At 46.3% G+C, this 26250-nt stretch carries 23 protein-coding genes; 15 read left to right on the top strand and 8 right to left on the bottom strand.

Annotated features, from left to right (window positions below; translation table 11 throughout):
* The first annotated feature begins 1 nt into the window (after position 1).
* From D0T92_RS11305 to pyrI, 5 genes are all read left to right on the top strand, one after another.
* Positions 2–976 (top strand): KpsF/GutQ family sugar-phosphate isomerase, encoded by a 975-nt coding sequence (locus D0T92_RS11305; RefSeq protein WP_151052913.1) that lies wholly within the window; start codon positions 2–4, stop codon positions 974–976.
* A gap of 129 nt (positions 977–1105) precedes the next feature.
* Positions 1106–1951: a GNAT family N-acetyltransferase gene (locus D0T92_RS11300; RefSeq protein WP_151052912.1), complete on the top strand. Its 846-nt coding sequence runs from the start codon at positions 1106–1108 to the stop codon at positions 1949–1951.
* Between the two features lie 9 nt (positions 1952–1960).
* The gene (locus D0T92_RS11740; RefSeq protein WP_263641687.1) at positions 1961–2095 is read left to right on the top strand and encodes a hypothetical protein; all 135 of its coding nucleotides are present in this window, start codon (positions 1961–1963) and stop codon (positions 2093–2095) included.
* Positions 2096–2317: 222 nt separating this feature from the next.
* A complete protein-coding gene (gene pyrB, locus D0T92_RS11295; protein WP_151052911.1) occupies positions 2318–3238 on the top strand; it encodes an aspartate carbamoyltransferase in 921 nt (306 codons plus the stop codon).
* A 19-nt stretch (positions 3239–3257) separates the two neighbouring features.
* A complete protein-coding gene (gene pyrI / locus D0T92_RS11290; RefSeq protein WP_151052910.1) occupies positions 3258–3716 on the top strand; it encodes an aspartate carbamoyltransferase regulatory subunit in 459 nt (152 codons plus the stop codon).
* Positions 3717–3784: 68 nt separating this feature from the next.
* Here the strand turns inward: pyrI and D0T92_RS11285 are convergent, their stop codons facing one another.
* A complete protein-coding gene (locus D0T92_RS11285; RefSeq protein WP_151052909.1) occupies positions 3785–5338 on the bottom strand; it encodes an AmpG family muropeptide MFS transporter in 1554 nt (517 codons plus the stop codon).
* A gap of 375 nt (positions 5339–5713) precedes the next feature.
* Between D0T92_RS11285 and D0T92_RS11280 the strand changes: the two genes are divergently transcribed.
* The 3 genes from D0T92_RS11280 to D0T92_RS11270 are packed head-to-tail and all read left to right on the top strand — an operon-like array spanning position 5714 to position 7714.
* Positions 5714–6037 (top strand): LapA family protein, encoded by a 324-nt coding sequence (locus D0T92_RS11280; protein ID WP_151052908.1) that lies wholly within the window; start codon positions 5714–5716, stop codon positions 6035–6037.
* 6 nt (positions 6038–6043) lie between these two features.
* Positions 6044–7213, top strand: coding sequence for a lipopolysaccharide assembly protein LapB (lapB, locus tag D0T92_RS11275; RefSeq protein WP_151052907.1), 1170 nt, complete (start codon positions 6044–6046; stop codon positions 7211–7213).
* Between the two features lie 6 nt (positions 7214–7219).
* Positions 7220–7714 carry a DMP19 family protein gene (locus D0T92_RS11270; protein ID WP_151052906.1) on the top strand — a complete coding sequence of 165 codons (495 nt, stop codon included), beginning with the start codon at positions 7220–7222 and terminating at the stop codon, positions 7712–7714.
* 82 nt (positions 7715–7796) lie between these two features.
* Here D0T92_RS11270 and rsmG read toward each other — a convergent pair whose 3' ends face one another.
* The 5 genes from rsmG to D0T92_RS11245 form a co-directional block, all read right to left on the bottom strand.
* Complete coding sequence (gene rsmG / locus D0T92_RS11265; RefSeq protein WP_151052905.1) at positions 7797–8426, bottom strand: 16S rRNA (guanine(527)-N(7))-methyltransferase RsmG; 630 nt, start codon at positions 8424–8426, stop codon at positions 7797–7799.
* 127 nt (positions 8427–8553) lie between these two features.
* Positions 8554–11073, bottom strand: a complete 2520-nt coding sequence (locus tag D0T92_RS11260) for a TonB-dependent receptor plug domain-containing protein (protein ID WP_151052904.1) — start codon at positions 11071–11073, stop codon at positions 8554–8556.
* A gap of 327 nt (positions 11074–11400) precedes the next feature.
* Positions 11401–12183: an ADP-ribosylglycohydrolase family protein gene (locus D0T92_RS11255; RefSeq protein WP_151052903.1), complete on the bottom strand. Its 783-nt coding sequence runs from the start codon at positions 12181–12183 to the stop codon at positions 11401–11403.
* Positions 12184–12419: 236 nt separating this feature from the next.
* Positions 12420–14252, bottom strand: a complete 1833-nt coding sequence (locus D0T92_RS11250) for a lytic transglycosylase domain-containing protein (RefSeq protein WP_151052902.1) — start codon at positions 14250–14252, stop codon at positions 12420–12422.
* 215 nt (positions 14253–14467) lie between these two features.
* Positions 14468–15262, bottom strand: coding sequence for a FadR/GntR family transcriptional regulator (locus tag D0T92_RS11245; RefSeq protein WP_151052901.1), 795 nt, complete (start codon positions 15260–15262; stop codon positions 14468–14470).
* A gap of 290 nt (positions 15263–15552) precedes the next feature.
* Here D0T92_RS11245 and D0T92_RS11240 point away from each other — a divergent pair, with 290 nt between their 5' ends.
* From D0T92_RS11240 to D0T92_RS11225, 4 genes are all read left to right on the top strand, one after another.
* Positions 15553–16308 carry a (Fe-S)-binding protein gene (locus tag D0T92_RS11240; RefSeq protein WP_151052900.1) on the top strand — a complete coding sequence of 252 codons (756 nt, stop codon included), beginning with the start codon at positions 15553–15555 and terminating at the stop codon, positions 16306–16308.
* Positions 16305–16997, top strand: coding sequence for a LutC/YkgG family protein (locus D0T92_RS11235; RefSeq protein WP_151052899.1), 693 nt, complete (start codon positions 16305–16307; stop codon positions 16995–16997). Before D0T92_RS11240 ends, D0T92_RS11235 begins: the two co-directional genes overlap by 4 nt.
* A 67-nt stretch (positions 16998–17064) precedes the next feature.
* A complete protein-coding gene (locus D0T92_RS11230) occupies positions 17065–18510 on the top strand; it encodes a LutB/LldF family L-lactate oxidation iron-sulfur protein (protein WP_151052898.1) in 1446 nt (481 codons plus the stop codon).
* Positions 18511–18769: 259 nt separating this feature from the next.
* The gene (locus tag D0T92_RS11225; protein ID WP_151052897.1) at positions 18770–20536 is read left to right on the top strand and encodes an L-lactate permease; all 1767 of its coding nucleotides are present in this window, start codon (positions 18770–18772) and stop codon (positions 20534–20536) included.
* Between the two features lie 281 nt (positions 20537–20817).
* On the opposite strand, the gene D0T92_RS11220 is transcribed toward D0T92_RS11225, so the two are convergent.
* Positions 20818–21219 carry a DUF4124 domain-containing protein gene (locus D0T92_RS11220; RefSeq protein ID WP_404821677.1) on the bottom strand — a complete coding sequence of 134 codons (402 nt, stop codon included), beginning with the start codon at positions 21217–21219 and terminating at the stop codon, positions 20818–20820.
* Positions 21220–21649: 430 nt separating this feature from the next.
* On the opposite strand from D0T92_RS11220, the gene guaB reads away from it, so the two are divergent.
* The 3 genes from guaB to ftsB all read left to right on the top strand — a co-directional run bounded on the left by guaB (position 21650) and on the right by ftsB (position 25017).
* A complete protein-coding gene (guaB, locus tag D0T92_RS11215; protein ID WP_151052895.1) occupies positions 21650–23113 on the top strand; it encodes an IMP dehydrogenase in 1464 nt (487 codons plus the stop codon).
* Between the two features lie 330 nt (positions 23114–23443).
* Positions 23444–24730, top strand: coding sequence for a phosphopyruvate hydratase (gene eno, locus D0T92_RS11210; RefSeq protein ID WP_151052894.1), 1287 nt, complete (start codon positions 23444–23446; stop codon positions 24728–24730).
* 14 nt (positions 24731–24744) lie between these two features.
* On the top strand, positions 24745–25017 hold the full coding sequence (gene ftsB / locus D0T92_RS11205; protein WP_151052893.1) for a cell division protein FtsB: 273 nt from the start codon (positions 24745–24747) through the stop codon (positions 25015–25017).
* Positions 25018–25194: 177 nt separating this feature from the next.
* On the opposite strand, the gene D0T92_RS11200 is transcribed toward ftsB, so the two are convergent.
* Entirely contained in the window at positions 25195–26202 is a 1008-nt protein-coding gene (locus tag D0T92_RS11200; RefSeq protein ID WP_151052892.1) for an IS5 family transposase, read from the bottom strand.
* Positions 26203–26250: the final 48 nt, after the last annotated feature.

Here is a 26250-nt window from a genome sequence, read left to right as displayed (position 1 = left end):
TATGTCTGATAAAGAACAATATTTAGATTGGGCCAAAGAGGTTTTACGGATTGAGGCGGAAAGTCTGAAGGAAATTTCTGCTACATTAAATGGTGATTTTACTCAAGCGGCCGAAGCTATTTTGCATTGCAACGGGCGTGTTGTGGTAATGGGTATGGGAAAATCGGGGCATATCGGCCGTAAAATTGCGGCTACTTTGGCTTCTACCGGTACCCCTGCATTTTTCGTACATCCTGCCGAAGCGGCCCATGGCGATTTGGGCATGATTGTCGATGGTGATGTGGTGATGGCAATTTCCAATTCAGGGGAAAGTGACGAAATCACAGCTATTATTCCGGCGTTGAAGCGTAAAAGTATTACCTTTATCAGCATCACGGCAAAACCTCATTCAACCATGGCGCGACATGCGGATATTCATATCACTGCTGCGGTTGCGCATGAGGCTTGTCCGCTTGGTCTGGCGCCGACTTCCAGCACGACTGCGGTGATGGCTTTGGGGGATGCGTTAGCAGTTGTATTGTTGAAAGCGAAGCAATTTACTCCGGATGATTTTGCTTTAAGCCATCCGGCAGGTAGTTTGGGCAAACGTTTGTTGCTGCGCGTGGCCGATATTATGCACAGCGGCGAAGATCTACCGGCGGTGGTGAGCGGTACTTTATTAAAAGATGCCATTATCCGCATGAGTGAAAAAGGTTTGGGTATGTTGGCGGTTGTGGATGAAAAAGGCCGTCTGAAAGGTATTTTTACCGATGGTGACTTGCGCCGCTTGTTTCAACAGCATGATCATTTCGGTGGATTTAAAGTAGACGATATTATGCACGTTTCCCCAAAAACCATTGCGGCAGACAAACTGGCTACCGAAGCTTTAAAACAAATGCAACAGAGCCATATCAACGGTTTGTTGGTGGTAGATGAAAACGGCCTGCTTTTGGGTGCATTGAATATGCATGATATGCTGAAGGCGAGGATTGTTTGAGCGGTTTGAATATAACAAAGTAAATGTGTGGCGGATAAAGCCGTCTGAAATAATATTTTTGGGTGGATGCGGCTCTCGGGTATAATTCTATTTGTTTTGACAAAAAGCCACCACTTTGGAGAGCCGTCCATGTTAGTTTGTAATCCGCACGAAATTATTATTCACGGTACAACCGGCAACGGTAAAGTATTCCGACCAAGCGACTGGGCGGAGCGGTTGTCCGGTATTTTGTCTTCTTTTGATAAAGGCCACCGGCTTTCTTATGATGAGTTTGTCCGCCCTGTATTGATTGATAAAGTCCGTTGTGTTGCGATTGATAGGCAGTTGGAAAATATCAATCCGCCGATGTTTCGGTTTTTGATGGATTTTGCTGCCGATAATGATTTGCGCGTATTGGATTGCAACACTTTATTGGCCGAGCAGGAAGAAAAAACCGAGGTTGCAAAAACAGAGCCGGTATCTCCTTTGGCGGAAGCCTCGCCGGTTGTTGAGGTTAAAGATGCTCAGCAACCTGAAGCAGAAGTGTTGGTCGCAAGTACCCTGCTCCGTGAAATCGGTGCGCAAGAAACAGAAGTGGCTTTTGCCGCATTGAGTATTTTGCGGACATCTATTAAAGATATGGCTCGTTTTGTTGAGCAGATCAATCAACAACAACGCCCTCAGGGTTATCGCTTACTGGGTATTTTTGAAGAGGGTAAAGCCAACGCAGTCGCTGTATGCGGTTTCCGCGAACAAACCAACTTAGCCGGTGGCCGTCATATTCATATTGATGATATTGTGACGATACCGCAGGGTCGTTCTAAAGGCTATGCTGCTCGCTTGTTGGCGGAAGTGAAAAACATTGCCAAAGAATCGGGTATTAGTGAAATTCATGTTAAATCGAATGTTGGCAGTACCTGTACGCCGGCACACCGTTTATATTTAGAAAACGGTTTTGAAATTGATGCGTTTCATTTTATCGATTATTTAGACTAGAGAGGTAGTATGAGTAAACTTTATCCCCTATTGGTGGTTTTATTATTGGCCGCTTGTGCATCGCAGTCCGGTTCGGGTGGCACCGAGATTTATGGTGAAATCAAAGGCGGTGTGGAAACCTCTCATACGCGCATAGGCCGATAAACAATTATTCCGCATCCGTATAAAAGAGGCCGTCTGAAACAATACTTTCAGACGGCCTCTTGTTTATGCGATAATTCGATAAAATTTCTGTTTGCCAAACCGCTATGCCTATATTATTTGTGCACCGTTATTTTTGCCGTGCTGCATGTTGCAGCGGTTTTGTTGTTTTCTGAATATCCCGCCCGTATTTGAACGGGCTTTTTTATGGAATAAGGGAATATCATGCCTAATCCGCTTTACCGTCAGAATGTCATTTCCATCTCCGACCTGACCACACCACAATTGGAATTATTGCTACATACTGCGTTGGATTTGAAAGCCCGCCCGCGTAGCGATTTATTGGCAGGGCGTTTGATCGGGTCGTGTTTTTTCGAGCCTTCAACCCGAACCCGTTTGTCTTTTGAAACGGCCGTACAACGGTTGGGCGGTAAAGTGATCGGTTTTTCCGACGGTGCCAGTACCAGTGCGAAAAAAGGGGAAACATTAGCCGATACCGCCCGTATTATTTCCAGCTACACCGATGCCATTATCCAACGCCATCCTAAAGACGGTGCCGCAAGGGTGTTGGCCGAGTTTTCCAGCGTGCCGGTAATTAATGCGGGCGACGGCACCAATCAACACCCCAGCCAGACCTTATTGGATTTGGTCACCATTTATGAAACGCAGGGAACATTGTCAAACCTGAAAATTGCCATGTGCGGCGATTTGAAATACGGACGCACTGTCCATTCGCTTGCTCAAGCCTTAAAACGCTGGCATTGCGAATTTGCTTTTGTGTCCCCGCCGAGCTTGGCTATGCCTACTTATATTACCGAAGAGTTGGATGAGGCCGGTTGCCGTTATCAGGTGATGTCGTCATTGGAAGAGGCGATTGAGTGGGCCGATATTCTGTATATGACCCGTGTTCAGCGTGAGCGTTTTGATGAACAGGAATTTGCCAAAATACAAGGTAAATTTAATCTGCACGCATCGATGTTGGGTAATGCCAAAGACAATCTGCGTATTTTGCATCCGTTGCCGAGAGTGGACGAAATACACCCCGATGTCGACAGCACGCCTTATGCCTATTATTTCCAGCAGGCCACCAACGGCGTTTATGCGCGCATGGCGATTTTATCGCTGATTTTGAATGAAGAAGTTTGAGAGTGAAAAGGGCAGAATCATGGAAAAAAAACAATACAGCGTAGAAGCCATTGAAAGCGGCACCGTTATCGACCATATTCCTGCGGGGCAGGGCTTGGCAATTCTCAGACAGTTCAAACTGCTGCACCCGGGTAATGCCGTTACCGTAGGTTTTAACCTGCCGAGCCGCAGCCACGGCAGCAAAGACATTATTAAAATTTCCGGTATTCATTTAGACGAACAGGCATCCAACCGTTTGGCACTGTTTGCGCCGGAAGCCACCGTGAATGTGATTGAGCAATTTAAAGTGGTCGAAAAACGTCATTTGCGCTTGCCGGATACCATTAGCGAAGTATTCCGCTGTCCGAATCCGAATTGCGCCAGCCATGGCGAACCGGTGAAAAGCCGTTTTTATGTGAAAAGTGCCGGCGGACAAACCAAATTAAAATGCCATTATTGCGAAAAAACCTATTCGCGTGAGTTTGTTACCGAAGCTTAACATTATAAAACCAAACAGGCCGTCTGAAATGTTTTTTCAGACGGCCTGTTTCAATATATTTTGGGTTTTTATGGTTTTTCTCTACCGGCTTCGGCGGGTGTTTTTCCAAACAACCGTTTTTCCGCCCAATATACCAAGATCAGCACGGGTACGCCGAGCAGGGTGGTTAGGGTGAAAAAGCCGGGATAGCCGATTTTATCGACCATCGCGCCCGAATAACCGCCTAATGTTTTGGGCAGCAATGTCATCAGCGAACTGAAAATAGCATATTGAACGGCGGTAAAACGAATATTGGTTAAAGCCGATAAAAACGCAATAAAGACCGCGCCGGCCAAACCGGAAGCGAGATTGTCGAAACCGACTGCCAAATACATAAAGGCGACATCATGGCCGCGATAGGCTAACACGACAAACAGCAGATTGGTGATTGAAGCCAATACCGCTCCGGCCATCATCATTTTCATCAGCGCGAATCTTTGCGACAGCAGGCCGCCTAAAAAACCGCCGGCAACCGCCATCACCACGCCGAATGTTTTCACGGCGGCGGCAATTTCTTCTTTGCTAAATCCCATATCCTGATAAAACACATTGGAAATCACCCCGGCAACAATATCCGAAATACGGTAAACGCCGATGAGTGCGAGCAGTAATAGGGCAGATTCGCCGTAGCGCTTGAAAAAATCGGTAATCGGATGAATCCAAGTATCAACAGCCAATTGTTTCGGTACCAAACCGCTTTTCACAATACCGCTGCCAATCAGTGCGGCGGCGGCGACAGCAGAAAGCAATCGTAGTGCTTCCCATAAAAGCCCCGATATCGGGCTTGCCGTTTCCGGCAGCATACGGCCTACTTGTGCAAATACCGCTACAAAACCGCCCACAGAGACGACAAACAGAAACACTAACCGCAGATTGTCGGCAGTCGGGCGCGATATATTCCGTATATCGGATACCGGCGGTTCGCGCATCAACAGCGTAGTCAGCACGCCGATACCCATAACCCCCGCCATAATGAAATAAGTTTGCCGCCAAGCCAGATATTCATAAGCTTGTTCGTGCGAACCGAGCATAGCGGCCAAAAACAGCGCACCGGCACCGGCAACAATCATGCCCAACCGATAGCCGGCATTGTAAGTAGCGGCAGTAACCGACTGCATCGCCACATTATCGGCGGCCGCTTCAATACGGTAAGCATCAATCACCACATCTTGTGTGGCGGAAGAGAAGCCTAGTAATACCGCCCCTGCGGCCATATAGGCCAACGCGGTATCGTTAACAGGGTCAACCAACGCCATACAGCAAATAGCTGCAATCACCGCTAACTGAGACCATAGCAGCCAGCCGCGCCGTTTGCCCAATACCCGTGTGAGTAGGGGCAGTGGTAGCGAGTCGATCAGCGGCGCCCACACGAATTTAAACGAATAGGCCAATGCTGCCCAACTGAACATGGTGACGGTACTGCGGTCGACACCGGCTTCGCGCAGCCACAATGACAGGCTGGAAAAAATCAACAGAATCGGAATGCCGGCGGAAAAGCCGAGAAAGAATAACGTGATGGCACGGCGGTCGCCATAAGCGCCTATGGCCGAAAGCCAAGTTTTTTTAGAAGGGTTTTGCGCCATAATCAACAATCAAACCGCATTGCGGCAGTTTTAAGAAAACGAAAAGCGATATTGTATCAATGAAGTATGGAGGCCGTCTGAAAAGATTTATTTCAGACGGCCTAAAGCCGGATAAACAAAGCGATAGGGTATGTATATCAAGCATGAAATTCCAGTGTTTTGGTATGGTAATTTAATGATTTTAAAGGTGTACTTTATTGTATGGCTTATATTGGCCGATAAGTTTCGGGCTTGAGGCAGAGTATCCGACACATCGGGGGAAGCCATGCATATATACACGAAAACAGTTAAATCGTTTAAACTGTTAAATTAATCGGATGCCGCTGACGGGTATCCGGCCGCTAACTTTTAGAGAATAAAGAATCGGAGAATTTGATGAAAATTATTTCCGGCATTATCAAATTACTTATTTTATTGATTTTTTTATTGCTGGCTATCAGCAATACCCAACAGGTAGAATTTTTCTATTTACCGGCACAAGGCATCAACACACCTTTAATCGTCGTTTTATTCGGCGCATTTTTGGTGGGCGCAATTTTCGGTGTATTCGCATTATTCGGCCGTTTGCTGACGCTGCGCGGTGAAAATACCCGTTTGCGTGCTGAAGTGAAAAAAACTGCCCGCCTGACCGAACAGGATTTATTGGTGCCGCACAATCCTGCCGCCAACACGACCATGCCGACCGAACACAAGGAATAAGTCTGCATGGAAACCGAAATCTGGATGTTGCTGTTGCCGATTATCTTATTACCGGTATTTTTTGCTATGGGTTGGTTTGCTGCGCGGGTGGATATGAAAACCGTGTTGAAGCAGGCCAAATCTGTGCCCAGCGGTTTTTATAAAAGCCTTGATGCCTTAGTGGATAGAAAAACCGGCAAAGCCGCCCGGGAATTGGCAGAAGTGATCGACCAACAGCCGCAATCTTATGATTTGAATCTGACTTTGGGTAAGTTGTATCGCCAGCGCGGTGAGAATGATAAGGCTATCCACATGCATCAGGCTTTGCTTGATTCGCCCGATACCGTGGGCGATAAGCGCGAGCGGGTATTGTTTGAATTGGGGCAGAATTATCAAAGTGCCGGATTGGTAGACCGTGCCGAGCAGATTTTTTTGAATTTGCAAAACGGCAATATGGCCAAAGAAGCACGGCAGGTTTTATTGGGCATTTACCAACAAGACCGCGATTGGGAAAAAGCCATTGAAATGGCACAATTGTTGAGCCATGATGAACGTACTTATCAGTTTGAAACCGCGCAATTCTATTGCGAACTGGCGCAGGCCGCCCTGTTTCGTTCAGATTTTGAAGCGGCATGCGGATATGCGCATAAGGCGTTGGATATCAATAAAAAATGTACCCGTGCCAATATGATTTTGGGCGATATCGAACAGAAGCAGGGTAATTTCGGTGCTGCCATTGATGCCTATACCGCCATCGAAAAGCAAAACCACGAATATCTGAGCATGGTCGGTGAGCGTTTGTATGATGCCTATGATGCTTTGGGCAAACCGCGTGAAGGTTTGAATATTTTAATTGGTTATATGAAAACCTTTCCCCAGCTGGATTTAATCAATGTGATTTATGAAAAATCCTTGTTGTTGGAAGGAGAAAGCCAAGCGGCGCAAACGGCCGTTGAGTTGGTGCGCCAGAAGCCCGATTTAAGCGGTGTATACCGTTTGCTTGGTTTGCAATTGAGCGAACTGAACCCCGAATGGAAAGCCGATGCCGATATGATGCGTTCGGTTATCGGGCGGCAATTGCAAAAATCGGTGATGTACCGTTGCCGCAACTGCCATTTTAAATCGCAAGTGTTTTTCTGGCATTGTCCGGCATGCAACAAATGGGAAACATTTACCCCCAACCGTATCGAAGTATAGGTTTGTATGGCTGAACAGATAATTGATTTAAACAGCTTGGATCCACAAAACCCTGCCGAGTTTCTTTATACTTTGGCAGCGGCTTATATCGAATACAGCGAAGTGCACGGGATGGATGCACTCAATGACGAACAGCATACCCTGCTGGCGTATTGCTATCTCGACAGCCAAGTGCAGGAAGGCGGATTTTTGCAGCTGATTGCCGCAGGCTATGGCGAATATATTTTTATGAACCCCGTGGCAGACAGTTTGCGCCGCTGGCGTATCAAACCGACCCCAAAGGTGATAGATAAAGTAAAAGCCCTTTATCTTAAGTATGGTGAAGTCATCGAAAAATTAGCCGAACAAGATAAGCCGTTGGATGAAATCCGAGCGCAGTTTGATGTTTTTGAAGAGGCAGATGGTGATTACTACGAAGCTGCTGATGAAGACTTGGCTGCCGCTGTTGAATATGTGTTGGCGAATCAGGAAAAGTTTGTTGCGATCGGTCATCGTACATAGTAATGAAACGCTTTATTTACAAGATGATAAAAGGCCGTCTGAAATTTTTCAGACGGCCTTTAGGATAAGGTATTCATTCTTTTTATGACTTCGGTTTCATAATCACCATATGCCGTTCGGCTGCCAACATAGGTACTTCGATTTTTTCCACTTTCACCACTTCAACCCAATCGGGTACATGTTCCAGCTCTTCATAAGGATAAACGCCTTTCATGGCTGCCCAGTAGCCGTTTTCGTTGAGTAGGTGCTTGGTTAAAGTAATAAAGTCGGCCAGTTCGGCAAAGGCGCGGCTGGTGACAACATCTACTTTTTTATCGTGCATCGCTTCTACCCGTCCGCCGGTAACGGTAACATTAGTTAAGCCCAATTCAATCACGGCCTGCTGTAAAAAAGAGGTTTTTTTGGTATTGGAGTCTAATAAAGTGATTTGCAAATCCGGTCGGCAGATGGCGGTGGGAATCCCCGGCATACCGCCGCCCGAGCCGACATCCATTAATGTTTTCGTGCCTTCGATATAGGGCAATAGTGTGAGGCTGTCTAACACATGATGGCTGATCATGGTGGATTCGTCGCGCAGGGCGGTTAGGTTATAAGTGCTGTTCCATTTTTTTAATAGGGCAACATATTCGAGCAGAAGCAGTTGTTGTACAGTAGAAAGCGTGAGGCCCAGTTTGCTCAGACCTTGCTGTAGTTTCTGTTTATTATCATCCATATTGTTATTATCCTTGTTTTTTTCGATTTTCAAGCAAACGTAATCTTATCTGAAAATATCCGTTTGTTGAATGAAATGTTTGAAAGGCCGTCTGAAAAGTTTTCAGACGGCCTTTAAGATGGATGTATTACCAAGAGTATTTGGCACCAAACCAGAACTGACGGCCTATTTTATAAGAGAGATCACGTTTTTTCTCTTGCCATTCGGGTGTATATACTTTCTTGCCGACAATTTTACGGTTGAATACATTCAATATATCAAAATTTAATTCAAGCTTTTGTGTTTTTGTGATTGGCTTTTCCCATGAGAAATGCCAGTCGGCCAATAAAGATCTGTTGTAGCGAATCCGATCAAACTTACTCAGATTGCCGACATAGCCTTGGCAAAGGTTGGCTCTGTCGGGGGTGCAGCGGATATTTTCTTGAATGTATTCAGCATGCGGGGCGGAATAGCGCAGGCGTTGCAGCCATTTGAAATGCCATTTCGGTATGGTCAACCGGGTTTCGAGAAAAGCTGTCCACGGTTGGTTAAAGTCCATAGCAGGTAGTTGGTCGGGGTTTTTCAAAGTGCCGTCAACCATCACTTTTTTAACATTCCACTCGTCCCAATCATAATTTTGGAAAGTGCCGATTTGATTCGAGCGGCGTTTGTTGTATTCGGCGCCGACTTGCCAATCCAGCTCTACCGCACCCAATTGCCAAGGGCGGTTTAGGCCGGCATTGAAGCTGAAAGTATCATTATCAGCACGTCCGGTATTGCTTAAAACACGGTAGGTCAGGCCATTGTCGCCAATACGCTCTTGGGTGAGAAATTGATTTCTACTTTTACGGCGCACCCATTTAAGCTGCCATTGGCTATTGCCGATATATTGACGGATACCGAGATTGAGTTCGTCGCTATATGGGGTTTTGAGTTCGCTGGTGTCGTAGCGGGGTTCGGCCAATTCGCGTGATGTCCACGGATCATCGATATCGAAACGGTCGAAATTCCTTTGGAAAACATAGGCGCTGCGTAATTTATAGGTCAACATCTCGCTGCCATAATAACGGTTGGCACCACCGATCAGGTGCAGGTCAGCCGCTTTAATGGGCAGGTGATATTGGAAGGCGAATCGGGGTGCAATATCGGTATTTTTGAGAAAACCGTTATAGTCCAACCGGATACCGGGTCTTAACAGCCAGTTTTCGGTTTCGATTTGGTCTTCTAGGTATAGGGCAAGATTGTGGGTGCCGACCTTGATGTGAGCAGGGTAATTGTATGCGTAGCCGGTAAAAAACTGTTCGCCCGGAATGCAGTCGGTACAATCTTGGCGGTCGGTATGCATAGCGCCACTGTATATAATAGTGGGTTTCTTCCGCTCAAAGCCTTGGTCTGCATATTCGGCTTCCCAACCTGCGTTGAGGGTGTGGTTGGATTCGCCCCAGTTTAACGTATTGAATTCAAAATTTTGTTGGATATTCCAATGATTGCCGAAAGAGCGGCTGGTGCCGATGCCGCCTCGTGCGGCTTCTTCCACTTCGGGGTGTGTCGTCCAATTGATGGATGGCGTATTGTCGCGGTAACGATAAAGGTTGTCGTGATCGTATGCCGTTTTTTCTTCGGTACGCCGATAGCTCAGCTTACTGTACATTTTGCCAAAATCGGCATCGTGTTCCCAGTCTAAGTCAACACGCCAACCGCCGCCGCTGTTGGTAAACCGCCCGTCTTTATAGTTTGCCGGATAATAAGTGGCGGAGTGGGGGGAATACATGGCGGTGGCAGATAAAACATTGTTTTCATTGAGGTAGTGTGTGCCTTTCAATAAAAACGTTTCAGCCAAGCGCTTTTGTTTGGTCTGTTGGTTCAGATGCTGATGGTAAAGCGGAATGGATGACTGCTGGCGGTTATAGGCAAATAAAACCGCAGAGTCTTGGCCGATTGGTTGGTTCACTATCAGGTTGGCTTCATGTTTCCTGAATTTGGGTTGTGTGTCGGGCGATTGTCCGGCACGGTATTCGTCGGCATAAAGCGGATCAATATAGTAATGCGTCCACTGATCTCGGGATGTCCGGTACGACAAACTTCCCGATGCTTGGGTTTTGTCGGCTTTGATTAGGTTTCCATCGACCACGCCGCCGGTAAAGCGGCCGTATTTGGCGGGAACATTGCTGTCATAAACCGATAAGCGTTCTAATAATGAAGGGCTGACCCAAAAAGCCTGTGGGTGTCCGGCAGGTAATTCGCCGGTCGTGTGAGAATTAATGGTATCGGCATCAAGCTGGGTATCCGAGCCATTGTGTGCCGGATTAAAATTGCTGTTGTTGCCTACGCCATCGATAGTAAATTGATTGTTATAGAATTTCTCACCATGAAAAGAAATATTGGGTGGCGCGACTTCACCGGCACTGTCGGCGGTTCCTTCTGTTTTGGAAAATTGTACACCGGGTGTGGTTCTTAATAAGTCGTTGATTGTACTATTACTTTTAGGATAATCGGCTAATTTTTGCCGATTCCATATTTGTTGCCCGCCGACACGGTTGGGATAACGCCTGGCTTGAACGGAAATGGCATCCATTTCCACCGTTTGTACTGCTGTTTCCGATGGATTTGCCAAAGCTACGGATGAAATAGGAAGCAGAAATGCCCAATAAGTTTTTTGATTTGCCATTATGATTCATTATATTATTTAAATATCGAATGTTATATCATAACAATTGTAAAGTGATTGTCAATAATCAAAGTGTAATATGTCTATCATTTGAATTGTTATACTGCACAAATATTGATTAAAAATAAAAACTTATTAAATATAATATATTTATATTGTTATTATTTCAAACTGCTTTTTGCCAATCATTTTATTGTTAAATATACCGTAATATTTCAATTTTATTGTCGTTTTGATAATTCTCTCTGATTTTAATAATGAACGGCTTTAAAGTGCGTCATATTTTTAGCCTAGGTTTACTTGCTATTTTTATTTGAACGCTTTGTTTCAAAAAAGAGAGGTGCTTGGAATGGAGCATAAAATATCAGCCATATCTGTTGGTAGTATCGTTAATGCCTGCTGTCGGATGGGTTGGGGAATAGGGTAATAAAAGGCTTCGGCAATGCTGCCGGCAATCGCGGCAAGAGTATCGCTGTCGCCGCCTAAAGAAACAGCCAAACGGATGGCATGTTCGAAGCCGTCACTTTCTAAAAAAGCCGTTAATGCTTGAGGCACCGATTCGGCGCTGCTTGAGTGAAACGTATAAGACGGCCGTATTTCATCGCAAGTAAAATTTAAAGCATAACCGAAAGAGCGTATGATTTTTTCCCGAATACATTCTTTATCGTAGCCTGACCGTGCCCAAAAAATGGCTGCCGCTATAGCTTGTGCACCCTTAATACCTTCGGGGTGGTTATGGGTGATTTCTGCGGAAGCCCGTGCATAGGCAAGCGTCGCTTCCAGTGTGTCAAACATCCAGCCGACAGCCGATACCCGCATGGCAGAACCATTTCCCCAACTATTATAAGGTTGCGGATGATCCTGCCAAATCCAATGGTTAAACGATTCACCATATTTTCCGGCAGGATTCGGATAACGGCGACACCACTTTTGCATGATTTCGGCAAGATTGGTTTTACAGCCCGACAATACCCACTCGGCAACCGCAACGGTGCAGACGGTATCGTCGGTAAAGTTACATTCGGGGGTAAATAGTGTGAAGTCCGTACTTTTATGATTGGCGGTTTCGAAACGGGAACCGACAATATCACCAATCGCAGCGCCTAACATATCGATATCCTTTTTTCCGGTGAAGACAATAATTAATGTAATCAGGGGAATATTTGGATTATTGTAGCACTGTACAGTAAAAATAAATGATATTTCGAATATGCCGAATGTGATTCAGACGGCCTTCAAAAGAGGGTTGTTCGAATATTAGCGGTATCACAATATTTTATTTGAATGTATTGAAAAAGCCGTCTGAAAAGTTTCAGACGGCCTGATATACCAAATAAACAATCAGTTTAATTTCTTCCTGGTACGGTGCCCATACGTCGTTTTAACGAGGTTTGCGGTTCGTTAAACAGGCTGGCGTAATAAGTGGCATTGGTCATTACTTTTTTCACATAATCGCGGGTTTCATTAAAGGGGATGGTCTCGGCATAAATCGCGCCTTCGAGGGGAACGGAAGCCTGCCAATTGCGTGCACGGCCGGGGCCTGCGTTATAGCCTGCCGTTGCCATCACTTCATTATTTTGCAACCGTCGTTTGGCGTCGGCCATATACCATGTACCCATACGGATATTGCCGTCCATCGTATATAACTCGCTGCTGCTCATGCCGATTTTGCGGGCAATATCGCGGGCGGTAGCCGGCATTACCTGCATCAGCCCTTGGGCGCCGGCACTGGATTGGGCACCGAGCATAAAGCGGCTTTCTTGGCGGATTAAGCCGTATACCCAAGCAGGGTCAATACCGACTTCGTTGGCACGGCGGACGGTCATGTCTTTAAACGGTGAAATATAGCGCAGATTGTAGTTCAATTTATTGTCGGTACGTTCCGCACTGTTAACAGCCATTTCATAGAATTGGTTGTCGAAAGCCAATTGGGCGGCAGTCAGCAATAAATCTTCATTTGCGCCGCGGGTAGCATAACGCCATTCGGCTTGTGCCTGCCGGCGCATCTGCCAATCGCCGCTGTTTTGGCTGGCTTTAAACAAAGATAACGCGCGGGAAATGGTGCCGTTTTTGGCAAGGCGGGCAACTTCGTTTTTAGAAGCATTGCCGACATTGTTGCGGGTGCTGACCCGTTTGCCTAATTCTTCGGTAGAAAGTAAGGCATAGAAATTGCGGCCGGAAGCGGCGGCTTTTTCATATAGGCCGCGTGCTTTAGAACGGTTGCCTTGCGTGGTATAGCTGCGAGCCAGCCAATATTGCCAAGTGGGGCTGTTTTTTAAGTTGGCGGGCATGCTTTCGATAATATCGGCCAAATCATTCCAACGTTGCAAACGTAAAGCCGAACGTGCATACCACTCGAACTGCTCATCGCTCAGTTGGCTGCGATCGGCACGGCTGTAATATTGAAAAGCGGTTGACATATTTTGTTGCAGTGCTTGCGCATGCCCCAATACACCCCATGCAAATCCGATTTGTTCGCGTGTCAGACCGCCTGCCATGCTTTCTAGTTGACCTGCGGAGCTGGTTTGTTTTTTGGATTTATTGCCGATCACATTGATCAGGCTGTATTCCTGCGCACCTTGTCCGCCGCCGTCAAAGGGGCTGCCGAGTGCGGCGGCCAAATTGCGGGCATCGGTGATTTGGTTGTTGCTGATTAAGCCGCGTACGCGACGCCATGCATCTTTGCTGTTCAGACGGCCTGATGCGGCAGCATTTTCGATAAGGCGGGTACAGCCTTGCGGCAAACGCCCGATTTCTTTGACCAGTTCTTGTGCTAAGCCGCTGCCGTTACCGATGGATTCGGCATAGCATTGTACTTCTTGTGCGCGGCCGGCTTTGTCGAGTTTGGCATACTGTTGGTTGAATTGTTGCCATTGGCCGCGTCTGCCCAAGCTTTTCAGCCATTCGTTGCGAACGTTTTCCACCATCGCGCTATCGGCGGTTTGTCCAAGGAATTGCGCAGGCAGCATATCGTCATTTTGTTTGGCTGCGGCCAGTGCGCTTTGATAAAAATTGTAATCGGATAAAACTTTGGCGGGTGTTTCGGCAACTTGGGTAGAAAGATGCGAACTATCGCCGCGTTTAATCGGTTCGACAGGTTGTTCTTGTGAGGAACAAGCGGCTAAAACCGCGATGGTTAGGGCGGAAAGGGTATAGTTGATCGTGCGTTGCAACGTCATAATGACAGCCTTCAATTTGATTCTTGAAAAGATTTGATTCTAAACGATTAGTATAAAAATAGGGGCTGAAAATAAAATCTTTACATTTTCATACAGTCGGATACTCGGCTTTTCAGGGAGGTGTTTTAGTAAAAATGTATTAAAGAAAATTGCATGGCCGTCTGAAATAAGCTTTCAGACGGCCTGAGATGATATCGACTATCTTCGTTTTATGCTTATTTAAAGCCGGGTTTATATTTATCTCCGGCAGCAAGAGCATGGGAAACTGCTTCACGCTCTTGTTGTTCACGCTGGAGGAGCAGGCTGCTTTGTACATAATCTAAATGTTGATAGGCTGCTTGCATGGCTGCCTCTACGTTTTGTTGTCGGATAGCTGTATAGATGGCTTCATGTTGGTCAGTAAGTCGCATGTGTATATCGGATACGCCGAACATATTGCCTAGGTTACGTTTGGTTTGGCTGGTCAGTAAGCGTAGCAGGCCGTCTGAAAGACGGGTAAATAAGATATTGTGTGCCGCTTCGGCGATAGTTTGATGAAAAGCCACATCTGCTGCTGATTGTTGATCAAGGTCGTTGTGTGCATAGGCTTCTTTTAATTTATCCAACCACATTTGCATTCTTATCAGGTCTGATTCAGTACGCCTTTGGGCGGCTAAGGCAGCCAACATTCCTTCGATGCCGCGACGGAAATCCAGGACTTCGTTTTCCATGCCCTGATGTTCATCAATTAAATCTTCCCAGCCATAGTGGAAATTTTTTTCCACCTCGCCGGAAACGTAATGACCGTCTCCTTGACGCGTGTGCAGCATACCACGCACGGCTAAAATACGTAATGCGGAACGGATAGACTGGCGGGAAACATCAAATTCTGCTGCTAATGCCCGCTCGGGTGGTAATTTGCTACCAATCGGATACACGTTTTGTAAAATTCTTTCTTCCAAAATAGAAGCGATTTGCATACCGATTCCGGGTAGTCTGATATTGGCTGTGGTGTGCTGGTTTATATTCATGCTTTAATTATATCCCAATGGTTGTCGTATAAAAAATAACAGAAATGTTTGATAACAGAATAACTTTTTTAAAATATTTATTTATTATTGAATTTTCTTTTTGGTAAAGGGGGAAAAATTTATGCCAAAAAAATACGGCGTAATATTGTTGATGTCGAATCAAAATCAATACGCTATGCAGTCAATTTATTTTATTGACAATACTTGACCGTCTACACGTCATTACGTAAAGTAAAGTTATCTTAACAAAATTGGTCTGACCAATTAACCAAAAATATTACAAAAATACAATGAACACAACCATTACTTTACCAACCGATGTTTATTTTTTCGGTACCTGCCTGTTGGATATTTTCATGCCCGAGGCCGGTATTGATGCGATAACCCTACTCGAACAGCAAGGCATACGCGTACATTTTCCGATGGCGCAAAGTTGCTGCGGGCAACCGGCATTTTCCTCAGGGCATCCTAAAGATTCGTTTGAAGTGGCTAAAGCACAGCTGGATTTATTTCCGAATCCGTGGCCTGTGGTTGTACCGTCCGGATCATGTGGGGGTATGATGAAGCACCACTGGCCAACTTTGTTTAAAGGCAGTATTTACGAGCGTCAGGCCAATGAAATTGCCGGTAGAGTGGTCGAATTCACCCACTTTTTACTGGATATCGGCTACGAACCTCAAGATAAAGGCGAGCCGGCCAAGGTGGCGGTGCATACGTCTTGTTCGGCACGCCGTGAAATGAATGTACATCTATCCGGTTGGGCCTTGGTCGATAAACTGAAAAACGTTGAACGTGTCGTTCACGACCATGAAAGCGAATGCTGCGGCTTCGGCGGTACATTTTCCGTGAAGCATCCCGACATTTCAGGGGCGATGGTCAGCGATAAAGTGGCTTCGTTAAAAGCGACGGAAGCTGTAGAAATTATTAGTGCCGATGCGGGCTGTATGATGAATATCGGTGGCAAGATTGCCAAAGATGAAGCCGATATGCCTAAGCCTAAGCATATTGCAACATTTCTATTGGAACGTACGGGAGGCAAAGTATGAGCGCCCGTGAGAATATTTTAAGCAAATTACGGCAGGCGGCCGCCACGCCTATGCCGGAACCTGATACCGACGCTTATTATCGTGAGTTGTCGCCGCATTGGGATAATGAAACGGAACGTTTGAAGCATTGGGCAAAAGCCATGCGCAGTGTGAAAACCGAAATCCACTGGGTGCGTCCGGATAATTGGACGGACGTATTGGTGCAAGTGGCGGCAGAAAAAGGATTGCGCAATATTTTATTACCGATTCAGACGGCACATGGTGAACAAGCGGCTGCTGCTCTCGGCTTTGCGGATATGGAGTTCAAAGTATTCGATCGTGAAATCGAGCATTGGAAAGATGAGTTTTTCAATGAGATTGACGCAGGGTTTACAGATGTTCGCTGCGGTATTGCACATACGGGCACTTTAATGTTGTGGCCGTCTGAAAAACAGCCGCGTAGTCAGAGCTTGGTGCCGCCTGTACACATCTGTCTGTTTGATACAAGCAAGATGTACGATGATTTTTACAGTGCTATGCAGGGTGAGAATATGGCGGACAATATGCCGACTAACCTTGTGTTGGTATCCGGCCCCTCAAAAACAGCCGATATCCAATTAACTTTGGCATTTGGGGCGCACGGGCCGCGCGATATGGTCGTATTGGCCGTTTTGCCGCCACACATCAGTCCGGATGATTTGGACGAATAAAAAAACAAATAAAAAGTTTGGGCCGTCTGAAAAAAACGGCGAAATATAAAGACAAACAAAGAAAAATATGAACACAGAAACCATACACTTTCATCCGAAACCGGAAACGTTTAAACAAAATTCCGTTGGGGCATTAGCTGATAAACCGTTGCGTAAAAGTTTGCGCACGGCAATGGATATGTTGATGACCAAGCGTAAAAACGTTTTATCGGATGAATACGAACTGCAGGCACTGCGTACTTTATGTGAGCATATCCGCCAACGTTCCCTTGCACGGCTGCCTGAATTATTGGAGCAGTTGGAAAGCAAATTAACACAGTTGGGCGTGAATGTTCACTGGGCGGAAACCCCGGAAGAGGCCTGCCGTATTATCGACGGTATTATGGAAGCACATAACGGCCGCTTGATGGTTAAAGGCAAATCCATGGTTAGCGAGGAAATCGAGCTGAACCATTATTTGGAAGCACAAGGAAAACGTGCTGTAGAAAGCGATTTGGGTGAATATATTGTTCAAATGGCCGGTGAGAAGCCTACCCATATTGTGATGCCTGCTATTCATAAAACCAAACAGCAGGTCAGTGAATTGTTTCACGATAATTTGAACACCCCGCTGACTGATGATGTGGATGAGCTGACAGGCATTGCCCGCCGTGCTTTGCGTGATATTTACCGTACGGCCGACGTAGGATTGAGTGGCGTGAACTTTGCGGTTGCCGAAACCGGTACCTTGTGTTTGGTTGAAAACGAAGGCAACGGCCGTCTCACCACGACTGTACCACCGGTACATATTGCAATTACCGGTATTGAAAAAGTGGTGGCAAAATTAACCGATATCCCGCCGCTATACAGCCTGTTGCCACGCAGTGCCATTGGCCAGCCGATTACCACTTATTTCAATATGATTACCGGTCCGCGCCGTAGTGAAGAGTTGGACGGGCCGCAGGAAATGCATTTGGTGCTGTTGGATAACGGCCGCAGTCAGGCTTTTGCCGACGAACAGATGCGCAAAACTCTGCAATGTATCCGTTGCGGTGCTTGTATGAACCATTGCCCGGTTTATACCCGTATCGGCGGGGCAGCATACGGAACTACGTATCCGGGGCCGATTGGTGAGATTATTTCACCGCACCTGATGGGGCTGGAATCGACAAAAGACTTGCCGACCGCTTCTTCTTTATGCGGTGCGTGTGCCGAAGTTTGCCCCGTGCGCATTCCGATTCCCGAATTGTTGATGCGCCTGCGTACAGAAGCGCAGCGTTCTCCAGATGAAAAAGTATTGCATCCGGTAAGAGGGCAGGGAGCTTCGCACAATATGGGCGAACAGCTTGCATGGCGTACGTTTAACGGTATTTTCGGTGGAAAAAAAGCCTATCGTGCGTTTGGCTGGGCTGCAACCAAATTCCGTGCGTTAACGCCGTCCAAGCAACTAGGTTGGACACAAAACCACATTCCATTAAAGCCTGCTGCAAAAACGCTGCATCAATTGGTGGCGGAAAGACAGCAAAGGCACTAACAGCATTTTTCAGGCGGCTTCGAGCAAGTTGCAGCCGTCTGAAAACATCATACTGTTTCGAAAAATAGAACGAAACATTTGATAAGAAACGGCAGATACAGGGCTTACAGGATATTTTTTACCCGCATTATCAACGTTGCTCCAGTGACATTCGTTTTGCACACAAGACGACTAACATCGGATAGCGGTACAACGGGTAGGGGGTGTTTTCAACCTTTCATCGGCCAACCAAATAACTCATCTTACTTAGGAGGATTTAATGAGTTTGCTTAATACTTTTTTGGCGCTGTTGCCGATTCTGACGGTATTTATACTGTTGGTCGTCATGCGTCTGCCTGCCAAAGTCTCGATGTTGGCCGCCTATGTGGTCACGGCATTGTTGGCTTTGTTTGCTTGGAATGCGGCATTGCCTACCGTGGCTGCAGCTACGGTTAATGGTGTGATTGTTGCATTAACCATCTTGTATATTGTATTCGGTGCAATTCTGATGCTGAATACCTTGAAAGAAAGCGGTGCCTTGAAGTCTATCCGTCGGGGCTTTACCGATATTTCACCCGACCGCCGTGTGCAAGTGATTATTGCCGCATGGTTGTTCGGTTCGTTAATTGAAGGTTCGTCCGGTTTCGGTACACCGTCTGCCGTTGTGGCACCATTGCTTTTAGCTTTGGGCTTCCCTGCGATGGCCGCGGTAATGTCGGTATTGGTCATTCAATCTACGCCCGTATCATTCGGTGCGGTAGGTACACCGTTACTGTTGGGTGTGAATACAGGTATCAGCAATAAAGCCGATGTAGCCAGTACCATTGCTCCTGCTACGGTGGAGCAATATCTGTTGCAAATTACCGGTAATGTAGGCTTATTGCATGCCTTAATCGGCTTCTTGATTCCCTTGATTCTGAGCGGTATGCTGACTCGCTTTTTCGGTGAAAAACGTTCGTTTGCCGAAGGCTTGAAAGCTTGGAAATTTGCTTTGTTTGCAGGTATTGCATTTACTGTGCCTTATTTCTTGGTTGCCCGTTTCTTAGGTCCGGAATTCCCTTCTTTAGTGGGCGGTTTTATCGGCTTGTTGTTGGTGGTTCCTGCTGCCAGACGCGGCTTGTTTATGCCGAAAGAGGTTTTTGATTTCCCGGCAAGCAATAAATGGGATCCGTTATGGACCGGTACGCTGAAAGCCGACAACAGTGATGATGACAAGCAGCCTACTTTCTCTGTATTCCGTGCGTTTTCACCTTATGTGATTGTGATTGTGTTGTTAGTGTTAACTCGTATTATCGCCCCGCTGAAAGCATTTTTGGTTGGTGACATGACCACGATTAAATTGGTGAATCTGTTCGGTACTCAAATATCTAGTAAAGTACAATTCGGTTACTCACCCGGTACGATTCTGATTTTGGTTTCAATCGCTTGTATTTTCATTTTCAAAATGGATATGAAAAACTTCAAACGCGGTTGGGGTGATGCCGGTAAAACATTGATTGCCGCAGCACCGGCGTTGTTCTTCGCCGTGCCGATGGTTCAAGTGTTTATTAACTCGCAATCTGCCGATATGGAAGCATTGAATGCATTGCCGTCTATGCCTATGGTGTTGGCGCAAAATGCCGCTTTAGCCTTTGAAAGCTTCTGGCCGAATGTGTCGCCGTGGATTGGTGCTTTGGGTGCGTTTATTGCGGGTTCGAATACCATTAGTAATATGATGTTCTCTTACTTCCAGTTCTCAACTGCGCAACAAATCGGTTTGAATGCGGATCTGTCTTCTATCGTTGTGGCAGCCCAAGCGATTGGCGGTGCGGCCGGTAATATGATTTCCGTACATAACGTGGTAGCGGCTGCTGCCGTAGTCGGCTTGCTGAACCGTGAAGGTGAAGTATTGCGTAAAACACTGATTCCGATGACTTACTATGTAATTCAGGCCGGTTTCTTGGCACAAGCATTGATTACCGGTGCTATCGGCTGGTGGATTGTGGCCGTTGCTTTCCCGCTGGTATTCTTCGCCTTGATGTCTGCGTTTAAAGGCAAGCATGCTTAATTTGATTTAGGTGATTAATTCAATCCCCAAATAGTTCGAGCTATTTGGGGATTTTTTAATGAATACTAATGAGGTAGGCCGTCTGAAAAATGATAATAAAAATAAAAAGAATGAATAAGGTTGGGGTAGGCTTATTGGTTTTTTTGCAAAACTGGTGATTGATATAGTGATTTAAATGAAGTGGCAGCCAAACAGATATAGAAAAAAGGACGGCATAAAATCCGTCCTTTATTCATTTTAAATATGAAGTTTAATAGAAAGAAATTGCAATTCAATAATGGTTAATTGCTACAGAATTTGGCAACATCTTCATCATAGCGGGCAATAAAGGCCTCACGGTTTGCAATTCGAGCGGTTTCGGCAAATTGCCGGTTCATACGGGCAATCTTACAGTTTTCTTCTTTTTGCTGGCGGTTTTGTTCGTCTACTTTTTTATTTTGTTCTTCAACTTTTTTATTTTCTGCTGAAATAGCATCGTTGAGTTCTTTTTGTTTATCCGCCAAAGAGCCAGGTTCGGCTTCTTGTTGTACAAGAGTTGGTTGGGTAACGGTGCGGGTGCGTATATTGACAACACCTGAGTTAGTGGGTTTTAAATTTAAAGGAACATCAGAATAATTATTGCTGCCGCTTTGCCCTTTCCATGTGTAGACTTGGGCGGTTGCAAAACTTGCGGATATAAGCATGCCGGATATGAGTATGGCTTGGACAACGCGGGTAATGTGCATAATATTATTCTTTCGATTTATATTTTTAGAGATGGCTTGTATTGTACTGTTAAATTAAGTAAGTGTCATGATGCGGATAGAATTTTCGTGATTCGTTAATCACTATTTTTGCATTGTTGCAACGAATAAAAGCTAAACCTTTTTATCTTAATAAAAATATATGAGATTGGTTATATAGCGAGTAGTTGGGTTGAATAGTTGGTTTGATATTTTCAGAAGGCATAAAATTTAATGGTGTTTTAGGCGGTGATACGGTTTATTTTTAAGTATAGATTTTTACATTTATAGACGTGAAAAAATACATGGAATAAGGTGGTGACGGCTGTTAAGCTGCGGCTGATTTTGGTACAATGCCGTGCATCTTGCACACATTGAAAGCCCAAGCATTATGCGTATCGTAGAAAAAGCTTATACTTTTGACGATGTTTTGCTGGTTCCTGCACATTCCCAAGTGCTGCCGCGAGACGTTAAACTCAAAACCCCGCTCACACGCGAAATCACATTAAACATTCCCCTGCTTTCTGCCGCTATGGATACTGTAACCGAAGCCAAGCTGGCCATTTCAATGGCTCAGGAAGGCGGTATCGGTATTATTCATAAGAATATGTCGATAGAAAAGCAAGCCGGCGCTGTGGCGAAGGTAAAACGCCATGAGAGCGGCATTGTGAAAGATCCGGTGACCATTGCGCCGGAAATGTTGATTCGCGAACTGGTGGAAATGCTGTCGAAGCGCAAACGTAAAATGTCCGGTTTGCCTGTGGTGGACAACGGCAAAGTGGTCGGCTTGGTAACCAACCGCGATTTGCGTTTTGAAAAACGCTTGGATCAGCCGGTTTCCGCCATTATGACCCCCCGCGACCGCTTGGTGACTGTGCCGGAAGGTACCAGTATCGACGATGCCCGCGACGTGATGCACGAGCATAAAGTCGAACGTGTCTTGGTGGTTAACGATGCTTGGGAATTAAAAGGCTTGATTACGGTTAAAGATATTCTGAAAACCACAGAATTCCCAAATGCCAATAAAGATTCAGACGGCCGTTTACGTGTCGGTGCCGCCGTGGGTGTCGGTGCGGATACCGATGAACGGGTGAAAGCATTGGTTGAAGCCGGTGTGGATGTATTGGTGGTAGATACCGCCCACGGTCACAGCCAAGGCGTGTTGGACCGCGTTCGTTGGGTAAAACAAAACTTCCCGCAAGTTCAGGTAATCGGCGGTAATATTGCGACGGCACAGGCAGCGCGTGATTTAGTAGCGGCCGGTGCGGATGCAGTGAAAGTGGGTATTGGCCCGGGCTCTATTTGTACGACCCGTATTGTGGCCGGTGTCGGTGTACCGCAATTGACTGCGATTCACAATGTATCGGAAGCTTTGAAAGGCACGGGCGTGCCGATGATTGCAGACGGCGGTATCCGTTTTTCAGGCGATATTGCCAAAGCATTGGCGGCAGGGGCTTCCTGTGTGATGCTGGGCGGTATGTTTGCCGGTACGGAAGAAGCGCCGGGTGAAATCGAACTGTATCAAGGCCGTTCGTATAAGTCTTATCGCGGCATGGGTTCGTTGGGCGCGATGAGTCAAGGTTCGTCCGACCGTTATTTCCAAGATAAAGAAGACAATGCCGATAAATATGTACCCGAAGGTATTGAAGGCCGTGTACCGTACAAAGGGCCGATTGTTCAGATTATCCACCAATTAATGGGCGGCTTGCGCTCAAGTATGGGTTATTTGGGTTGTGCCACCATTGCCGAAATGCACGAGAAAGCCAAATTTGTGGAAATCACTTCGGCCGGTATGAGCGAATCGCATGTTCACGATGTACAAATTACCAAAGAAGCACCGAATTATCACCGTTAAATGATAAAAAAAGGCCGTCTGAAAGCATTGTATTTTCAGACGGCCTTTTCAAGCGAATAATAAGATTTTGTGTGTAGATTCTAGAATACAGTTTAAAAGTACGATGGTGCTTTAAGTAGGGCATGATTGTGCTGCTGCATCTGTTAAGCCATATTTTATTTTGGCAAACTTTTCATGATTTGTCGGGAAAATACTCGTTTCAGACGGCCTGAAACGATATAATCCGCACCGACAGGTTGTTATATACGGATAATGTTTGTTCTCGGCTTCTTGGGCCGTCTGAATATTGTTTCCATTCAATTTATTTATTAAAAAAATCAGGAGATTTCCATGAGCGCGATTGTTGATATTTTTGCCCGAGAAATTCTGGATTCACGCGGCAACCCCACCGTTGAGTGTGATGTGTTGTTAGAGTCCGGCGTGATGGGGCGTGCCGCCGTACCTTCCGGTGCTTCCACCGGCCAAAAAGAAGCGTTGGAACTGCGTGACGGCGATAAAAGCCGCTATTTGGGCAAAGGTGTTTTGCAGGCGGTGGAACATGTCAACAATGAAATCGCCCAAGCGCTGATCGGCTTGGATGCCTCCGAACAAAGCTATATCGACCAAGTGATGATTGAACTGGACGGTACGGATAATAAAGGCCGTTTGGGTGCCAATGCTACCTTAGCCGTATCCATGGCGGTTGCCCGTGCCGCTGCCGAAGATGCAGGTTTGCCGCTTTACCGTTATTTGGGTGGTGCCGGCCCGATGGCGATGCCCGTGCCGATGATGAACGTGATTAATGGCGGCGCACATGCCAACAACAGCTTGGATATCCAAGAATTTATGATTATGCCGGTTGGCGCGAAAAGCTTCCGCGAAGCATTGCGTTGCGGTGCCGAAGTGTTCCACGCTTTGAAAAAATTATGCGATAGCAAAGGGTTCCCGACTACGGTGGGTGACGAAGGCGGTTTTGCGCCCAACCTCAACAGCCATGAAGAAGCTTTGCAATTGATGCAGGAAGCCGTTGCAGCCGCAGGTTACACGGTTGGCGAAGATGTTGTGTTTGCTTTGGATTGCGCTTCCAGCGAATTTTATAAAGACGGCAAATATCATCTGAGCGCAGAAGGCTTGGCTTTAACCAGCGAAGAATTTGCCGATTATCTGGCTAAATTGGTGGATGCTTATCCGATTATCTCTATTGAAGACGGTATGGATGAAAACGATTTGGCCGGTTGGAAACACCTCACTGAAAAACTGGGCGGCAAAGTGCAATTGGTTGGCGATGATTTGTTTGTAACCAATCCTAAAATTTTGGCAGAAGGCATCGAGCAGGGTATTGCCAATGCTTTATTGGTTAAAGTGAATCAAATCGGTACCTTAAGCGAAACATTGAAAGCCGTTGAATTGGCCAAACGCAACCGCTATACCAGCATTATGAGTCACCGTTCCGGCGAAACCGAAGACAGCACCATTGCCGATTTGGCCGTTGCTACCAACTGTATGCAGATTAAAACCGGTTCGTTGAGCCGTTCCGATCGTATGGCTAAATACAACCAATTGCTGCGGATTGAAGAAGAGTTGGCAGAAGCCGCGTATTACCCCGGCAAAGCCGCTTTCTATCAATTAGGCAAATAAGGTAGGTAATCCTGATGAAGTGGGTCACTTTGGTTTTAATTGCCGCGATAGTGTGGTTTCAATATAGCCTCTGGCTTTCTAAAGGCGGCTGGCGCGATATGTGGCGTTTGGAAGATCAAGTGGCAGAGCAGGAACAAAAAAACCAATCGCTTACCTTGCGCAATAACGCCTTGCAGGCCGAAGTCGACGACTTGGCAGAAGGTGAAGACGCTATTGCCGAGATTGCACGGGTTGATTTGGGTTATATTCGTGATGGAGAAGTTTACTATCGGTTAGTGCGCCGTTAGTTTGTTGCCTCCATATTAATAAAGGCCGTCTGAAATGTTTTCAGACGGCCTGAGACCTTTGCGAAATAGTCCTTCACCCGACAGCCGAACTCCAAACACAGGATTTCGGCTGTTTTTGACCGCAATATCCCCTTTATTACTCCTCAGATGCCTAATTAATAGGCATCCGGCTGCCTTTTAGGCAGCAATAGGCGCACGTAGCCTGTTGGCCGCCTTCAACAGGTTCAAACATATCGCTTTCAGATGACTTTGCGCCGCTACTTTATCCAGCCCGAAGTAGGCTGCCCGGGCATAGCGGAATTTACGGTGCAGCGTACCGAAACTCTGTTCCACTACATAACGGGTTTTCGATAAATGTTTGTTGCGGCGGGTTTGCGCTTCCGTCAGCGGACGGTTGCGATGGGATTTACTCATAATGCCGTCTTTCAGTTTATATTCTTCCAGATACTTTCTGTTTTCCGCACTGTCATAACCTTTATCCGCATAGACCGTTGTCTCTTTGGCAATGCCTGCCAATAAAGGCAACAGATGTTTGCACTCATGGGCATTGCCCGCTGTAATATGCAGCTTCTCAATGTAACCTTCCGCATCGGTACGGGTGTGCTGCTTATAGCCTAATTGATGATGACCGTTCTTCTTCACCCAACGGGCATCTTTATCTTTGCTCGGTGTGGTTTGACCGGTTATCTCTCCTTCGCTATCAACCTCTATGGACTGACGTTGTTTACTGCCGGCCGTCTGAATAATCGTCGCATCAATAACGGCAGCCTGTGCCTTCTCTACCTTTAAGCCTTTCTCAGTCAGTTGGCGGTTAATCAAATCCAACAGTTCGGCCAAGGTATTGTCTTGTGCCAGCCAGTTGCGGTAACGGCAAAGGGTACTGTGATCGGGAATATTCATCTCGTCAAAATGACAAAACAGGTTGAAATCAATACGGGTAATAAGACTGTGTTCGAGTTCGAGGTCGGAAAGACTGTGCCATTGGCCGAGTAAAACGGCTTTAAACATAGCCAATAAGGGATAGGCGGGACGGCCGCGGTGGTCTCGGATATAACGGGTTTTCTGACGATTCAGATACTGCTCTACCGGCTGCCAATCAATTACCTGTTCGAGCTTTAATAAAGGAAAGCGGTCAATGTGTTTGGCAATCATGGCTTGGGCGGTTTGCTGAAAGAACGTACTCATGAGAAATCCCTTAAATATCTTTGGTGAAGAATTTAAGGGATTTTTAGG

It is taken from the genome of Neisseria zalophi (genome assembly GCF_008807015.1).
Taxonomy (GTDB): Bacteria; Pseudomonadota; Gammaproteobacteria; order Burkholderiales; family Neisseriaceae; genus Neisseria; species Neisseria zalophi.
The sequence above is the reverse complement of the archived record's forward strand: the minus strand, read 5'-3'. Positions and strand labels throughout refer to the sequence as shown.